Genomic DNA, 6,505 nt, shown 5'->3' on the forward strand with positions numbered 1-6,505 from the left:
TGGCGCAGCTTCTGCGTCCGCAGGATTTTCTGATCCTGAACGAGAAACATCCCGAAGACGCCTATGCCCTGCGCGGCGCTATGCGCGACACATCCGCCGCCGTGCATCAGCGCGACGCGTACGAGCTTTGGCTGGCGATGCTGCCGCCCCGCACCGCGCGCGGAGTGGTGGTGGTCGACCCGCCGTACGAGCAGACCGATGAACGCGCGCGTATCACCGCCACCCTCGCAGCCGCCCACCGCAAATGGGCGCATGGCGTGACGGTGATCTGGTATCCGCTGAAAGACCGCGAGACGCATCGGCGGTGGAAGCAGCAGTTGCGGAAACTCGGCATCCCGAAGTTTCTGGTGGTCGAGCATTGGCTGTACGACAGCGATCAGCCCGACATCTATAACGGCGCGGGCCTTTTCATCGTCAACCCGCCCTACGCCTTCACGCAGATGCTGCCGCCTCTGCTGGAAGCCCTACGCGCCGCGCTGGCGCCGGAAGGGCATAGGGGAGAGATCGGGGCCGATTGGTTGGGCGATCGCGCCTAGTCGCCGTTGGCATCAACCATGAAGACCATCGGCTTTGCCCCGAGAAGCCGGGTCCCATCCTGCCGACAATGCCGCTCGCACCCCTCGCGAGACTATCGCGTCGTTGATCTGCGAACGCCCTTTCGGCAATCCTTTCAACAGGCGCTTTGGTGTCGGAAATTCCAGCACGGCTTCGCGTGGCATATCTCTCTGGCGCAAGGAGACCGTCATGCCCTTCCAGCCATCGGAAGAGGACCGTTGGGGCTCGCTCAGGAGTTCCCGGTCATATTTGACACCATCGATCTGAACGGTGCCGCCGCGGCCGTGCATATGAAGCATAGGTTGCCCTTGGCATGTCAGGCGCGCGGACATGCGAAGGCGGGGGCCTCTACTTGAGAGCCGACGACAGATCCTCGTCGAACTGGACCGCTCCCTCATCAGGCCAGTGCCATGCCTATCGCCGGATCTGGCCGGTTGCGGACGGCCCGTCTTGTATTTTCACGGGGGTGGCAACGCCAGTCTGGAAGCGGGCCTGCTTCATGGCTGAGGCCGCGAAGCGAAACATCCGCCTGATCGCGACAAACCACCCGGGTGCGCGAGGCTCAATGCTTTGCCCCGTCGTCCGGCCGCCGCCTATACGAACGATCTGAACGGGTTGCTCGACAGCCTGAAGGTCGGCTAGTTCGCATGCCTCGGCGAATCGAGCGGCGGCATGGTCACCTTGACCGTGGCGGCGACGATGGCGCCGCGGGTGATCGGCGCGGTGCGGTCAATCCGGCCGTTCCATGGTTCGACCCGCGAAGCGTCGCGCCGCGTTCGGTGGCGCTCACCTATCGGTTGATGAAATATTGGCCAGGGTTGCTCGTCAAGGCGGCGGCGGGCTCGGCGGGCCGCCAGCGCCGCAAAGCGACGGGTTCAGCCCGCTTGATCTGCTCGGACCGCCGCCCGGGATCGAGGAGGATGTGGGCGAATATCGGTGGCGGGTCATGAAGCAGCCTCCCGGGAAGCAGGCGCCGCCGGCCGAACTCAGATGGGCCACGTCGGATTGGGGTTTCGATCTCCATACGATTCCGACGACGCTCGATTTCCATTGCGGTGCCCTTGACGCGCAGGCGTCGTTCGCGCTCGTCCTCGCGGACCGCAACCCCGATGCGCGCTTCCACTATTTTTCCCTATGGCCAACCTCGCCTATTCGTACTCCGACGCGCCGCCGCATGATGGGCAGGATCGCCGGTTACTTCGATCAGGGCAGCCAGGCGTCGGGCACTCCGCGTCGGCGACGCGCGCTCGCGGTTGCGCGGATTGCCGCCGGCCTGAGCTGGCGCCCCGAAATCAGGGAAGCGCCGCCGCCTGCCCGTTGGTGTAGCGCGGCGAAATCGCGGTAAGGTCGCCAGTTGCCGGATCGCGTCGGACCGCGACCCACAGCCCCTGTGCAAAGCGTGCCTCGGCTGGCGGAATGCTCTTGATCTCAAGTCCCGTCGCATCGAGCAGTTCAGCAGCGAACTCGCCATCAACGACGCGAAGGATCAGCTCGCGCTGGCTGCCGTCGGGCGAGATCGGCAGCAACAGGCGCGGCGCGTCGGCCGCTTCCTCGATCGTCATGCCGAAATCGATCACGTTGAGCAGCGATTGCGTCGTCTGATAGTGCAGGCCAACCCCCATCGACGACCAGGCGATTTCGGGGGTGCCGTCCTTGATCACCAGCCCGACCTCGATCGGATTGGGAAGCTGCGCTCCGCGCGGCGTCGCGGCAACCATCGACTGCATATAAGCGGCGGGGTCGCCGACCGACACCCCATCGACGACAATCGCGGTCTGGCCCCAGATCAGGCAATTGATCGAGTGGCACAGCGCCGCCATGTTGCCGTCGGCATCGACCGCGACGACGACGTCCGAATGCGTGCCCTTCGGCAGGAAGCGCACGGGACCCTGATCGACCAGCCGCTCCCAAAGCTCGCCGGCATGTTCGCGGGTCAGCCGTGACGACCGGCTCATGTCGATGCCCGGGAACGCCTTCTGCTGCTCTTCGGGGCTTTCGTAGCGCATGCCGCCAATCGCGGCGCAGCATTTGGCGAGACAAACGAGACTGTCGGACGATGTCGACCAGTGGCCGATATCCTTGATCCCCGCCGCCTCGGCGAGGTTGAGCGATTCGATTAGATTGACCGAACCTTCACAGGGCTCGCCGAGGACCGCGATCGTATATCCCTCGCGCTCGACTGTGGCCGGAGTCGACCAGATCGGGCGATAGTCGGCGAGATCCTGCAGCGTCATCCTGCCGCCGTCGCGCTGCACCGCCTCGACGCAGCGCGCGGCCCAGCTTCCCTTGTACATATAATCGGCGCCCTCGCTCGCGACGCGGCGGAGCGTCTCGGCGAGCGCAGGCTGCCGAAAATGGTCGCCCTCGACATAGGGCGTGCCGTCGGGCTTGTAGAAGATCGATCGCGTCTCGGGGAGGCGCGCGAGATCCTTCTTGCGCACGTCGATGTAGCGCGCGAGGCCCGCCGAAACCGCAAACCCGTCCTCGGCGAGCTCGATCGCAGCGTCGAAGAGACGTGCGAAGGGCAGCTTGCCGAAGCGGCGGTGCGCCGCCTCCAGCCCGCGCATGAAGCCGCCGACCATCGCGGTCCGACCCGACGGCTCGCCTTCGAGCATCATGTTGGTCACGCCATCGGCCGCGGGGTTGAGCTTGCCGGGGATCGACATCGGATCATCCTCGGCCAGCACGGTGTTCCAGCCCGCGTTGAGCGAGGTCACATCGTTGCTCGCGGCGTCATAATGCATCAGCGAAAGGATACCGAAGAAGCTGATGACCGCGCCGCCGCCGAGCGCGATCTGCGCGAGCGCGGTACTCATCACCGCATCGACCGCCGAACCGCCCTGCCTCAGCGTCTCTTCGCCGACGCGCGCGGCCAACCCGTTGAGCGCGGTCGACACGGCGCCACCTTTGCCGCGTGCGGGCGGATTGCCGGGAAGCGCGGTCTGCTGAATGTTCCAATAATGCTCGCGGTCGGCTTCGGGCCAGGCGGAGGGGCCGAGGGTCATGGGGAGGTCCTTTGCTGGAGGGTCAGGAAGCCGGCGGGATATGGCGGTCCAGCCAGCCGGTGATACGCGCCGCGGAATCGAGATAGGCGGGATAGCCACGCAGGCTGTGCCCATCGCCCGGATAGACGGCGAGCGCCGCCTCGGCCCCCGCCTCCGACAGCGCCCCGAAAAACTCGATCGCCTGCCCCGTGGGGGTGTTCTTGTCGCGCCCGCCCGCGAGGATCAGCGTCGGCGTCGTCGCGCCTTCGGCGAAGAAGACCGGGCTGCGGTCGAAATATTGCCCGCCCGGCCGCCGTGGCGACCCTTCGAGCAACGCCGCATCGAACCACGGGATTTGCGACGCATAATGCTGGCTGTACCAGTTCGCGACCGGCGAAATCGGAACCGCCGCCGCAAAACGATCGGTCTGTGTCACCAGCCACGAACTCATGAAGCCCCCATAGCTGGTGCCCGACACCGCGACGCGCGCGGGATCGACGATCCCCGCCTCGACCAGGCTGTCGATGCCGGTCAGATAGTCGTGCATATCCTCGCCGCCCATGTCCTTGTGGACGCGGCGGGCGAAATCCTGACCGCGCCCGCCCGAACCGCGCGGGTTGGGGAGCAGCAAGGCATAGCCCTTGCCAACAAGCACGGGGCCGGCGCGAAGCGCCGCGGCATAACGATTGCGATGCGCCCAGACGGGGCCGCCGTGGATATCGACGAAGAGCGGGAGGTTCCGCGCCTCGCCGTCGGGCAGGACGAGCCAGCCGCCGATCTCCAACCCGTCGCGGCCGAGCCAGCGGTGATAGCGCATCGTGCCGGGGATCGCCGGCGCCGGCGAGGGTGCGAAATCGACACGCATGTCCGCTTCGCCATTCGCGAGGCGCGCAATCGCGGGCGGGCGGGCATAACCTTCGATCACCGCCAGGACCGATCCGTCTGCTGCCGGAACCGCCGATGGATACCAGCCGCTGATCGTCAGGTCTTCCGACGCCCAATGCTCCTGCCGCTCGCCGGTTGCGACATTGACCTCGCCGACGACGGTCTTCGCACCCCGGACACCCGCGAAGAGCAGGTTGTCCGCGTCGCGCCAGCGAAGGTCGGTCGCCTCGACGCCGCCGAGGTCGAGCACGCGTTCGCCGTCGTCGTCGCCCAGGGTGACCGGGCCGCAGACGATCCCGCGATCGCTGCAAAAGGCTTCGAGGATAGCCCAGCGCTTGCCGTCGGGCGCGCCCGCCGGAACGCCGATCTGCTCGGCGGGCGTGTAGCGCGCGCGTTCGGCGCCAGTCCCGGCGTCGAGGATGCGCAGGCTCGCTTCGTACCAGCTTCCTTCGCTGTGATGATCGCTCGCAACGACGGCAAAGGCGTCGTCGCCGAACCACGCGGCCTCCCAGACATTGACCGGCGGCTGGCTCACAGCGCGCAAACTCGTCGCGCCCGCGGTCCAGACATAGAGCCGCCGCCAGAGATTCTGAGCGCTCGACGACGCCACCTCGGGAAGCCAGCCCGGGCCCGCAGCATCGCCGCGCAAGGCGAAGCCGCCTTCCGCCCCCGAGACGTCGGCGCCCGAATCTGCGCCGAGCAGCAGCAGCTTGTCGCCGGACGGCGACCAGGCGAGCGCTTCGACCCGCATGTAGAGCGCGATCAACGCAAGCGCCGCCCCATCACCCGACAGCAGGGCGAGATGCTCCTGCCCGCCAGCCCCGTTCCCGACATAGGCGCCGCAGCCATCGGGCGCGGTCCGGTACTGGCGGCCGCGCGCGACACGCTCGACCGCGCCGTTCATAAGATCAAGCCGGCAAACCCAACCCGACGGACCGTCTTCGAGCGTTCCGTCGAACGACTGCGCGGAGAAATATACGCTTTTCCCGTCGGGCGCGGGATCGAGATCAGCGGCGGTCCACAGACGCTCCTCGCCGGGGCGGAATAGCGTGCGATACAGCGCCTCCACCTCGCGCGCTGCGGACGAACCGCGTATATCCCGCTCGATCATGTCAGTCTCTCCGGATCATTCTTCGGCATCGGCGTTCAGATGCTTCGCTGCGCGCAGCATGAATATCCCGGCCGGCAGAAAGGTCAGCGACATGATCATCAGCGCGTAGCGCAGCCCCTCGGCCGGCCCGTATATTCCCGCGAAATGGTCGCTGATCGCGCCCGCCAACACAGGCCCGGCGCCGAGCCCGATCAGGTTCGCGAAGAAAAAGGCGAGCGCGACCGCCATCGCGCGCCGCTTGCTGCCACAGACGGTATGCATCGCGGCGAAAATGGCGGGCACCGCCCCGGTCAGCAAAATGCCGCCGACCAGCGAAATCCCGGCCATCAATATGAGGTTGTCGACGGCGAAGGCTCCGACGTAAAGCGGCAGCGCAAGGATGAGCGCGATCCCGGGAAAACGTGCGAGCCATGCGATATCGCGGCTGGCGAGGCGATCGCCGATCTTGCCGCCGCCCAGATTGCCGACGACAGCGCCGACCGCCGACATCGCTCCGAACAATGTCCCCGCTTCGGCGACCGTCAGGCCGTGGACACGGATCATGAAGGACGCGGTGAAGACGAGCGCGCCATAGGCCATCAGGAAATAGACGACGAGCGCGTAGACGATGTTGCGATAGGCCGGTTTCGCCAGCAGGCGCTTGATGCTGACCCGCGCATCCTCTGCCGCCTCGGGCGCGACGGCGAAGCCCGGAATCAGACGCGGCTCGCGCAGCACGAAACGCGACGCCAGCGCGAGCAGCAAGCCGGGCAGGCCGATCACGATGAAGGCCTCGCGCCAGCCATAATGTTGCGCGACCCAGCCGCCCACGATCATACCGATGATATAGCCGGCCATTGACGACATCATGTAGATGCCGAGCGCGCCGGCGCGTTGCTCGGGCGGATAATAGTCGGCGATCAGGCTCTGCGCCGGCGGAATCGCCCCCGCCTCCCCGACCCCGACGCCGACCCGCGCGAGCGCCAGCTGC

Annotated in this window: 5 protein-coding genes and 1 pseudogene; 1 reads left to right on the forward strand and 5 read right to left on the reverse strand. The window is 66.7% G+C overall.

What is annotated here, in order from left to right:
• Nucleotides 1–536, forward strand: a 536-nt coding sequence (gene rlmJ / locus JHC57_RS04050; RefSeq protein WP_294028764.1) for a 23S rRNA (adenine(2030)-N(6))-methyltransferase RlmJ, incomplete at its 5' end; no start/stop codon positions are given.
• Here rlmJ and JHC57_RS04055 read toward each other — a convergent pair.
• The 5 genes and pseudogenes from JHC57_RS04055 to JHC57_RS04075 all read right to left on the reverse strand — a co-directional run.
• Nucleotides 533–854 (reverse strand): annotated as a pseudogene (locus JHC57_RS04055) (hypothetical protein). The gene rlmJ and the pseudogene JHC57_RS04055 sit on opposite strands and share 4 nt — an antisense overlap.
• A 491-nt stretch (nt 855–1,345) precedes the next feature.
• Entirely contained in the window at nt 1,346–1,678 is a 333-nt protein-coding gene (locus tag JHC57_RS04060) for a hypothetical protein (protein ID WP_294028765.1), read from the reverse strand.
• A 169-nt stretch (nt 1,679–1,847) separates the two neighbouring features.
• On the reverse strand, nt 1,848–3,560 hold the full coding sequence (locus tag JHC57_RS04065; RefSeq protein ID WP_294028766.1) for a gamma-glutamyltransferase: 1,713 nt from the start codon (nt 3,558–3,560) through the stop codon (nt 1,848–1,850).
• A gap of 22 nt (nt 3,561–3,582) precedes the next feature.
• The gene (locus JHC57_RS04070) at nt 3,583–5,535 is read right to left on the reverse strand and encodes a prolyl oligopeptidase family serine peptidase (RefSeq protein ID WP_294028767.1); all 1,953 of its coding nucleotides are present in this window, start codon (nt 5,533–5,535) and stop codon (nt 3,583–3,585) included.
• Nucleotides 5,536–5,550: 15 nt separating this feature from the next.
• Nucleotides 5,551–6,505: MFS transporter (locus JHC57_RS04075; protein WP_294028768.1), on the reverse strand; the 955-nt coding region annotated here is incomplete at its 5' end.

The sequence above is a fragment of the Sphingopyxis sp. genome (assembly GCF_016463645.1).
Classification (GTDB): Bacteria; Pseudomonadota; Alphaproteobacteria; order Sphingomonadales; family Sphingomonadaceae; genus Sphingopyxis.

What these genes read in the sequence shown, in the direction of transcription:
- JHC57_RS04065 (WP_294028766.1), bottom strand. Translation starts at nt 3,560, where the DNA reads ATGACCCTCGGCCCCTCCGCCTGGCCCGAAGCCGACCGCGAGCATTAT.
- JHC57_RS04070 (WP_294028767.1), bottom strand. Translation starts at nt 5,535, where the DNA reads ATGATCGAGCGGGATATACGCGGTTCGTCCGCAGCGCGCGAGGTGGAG.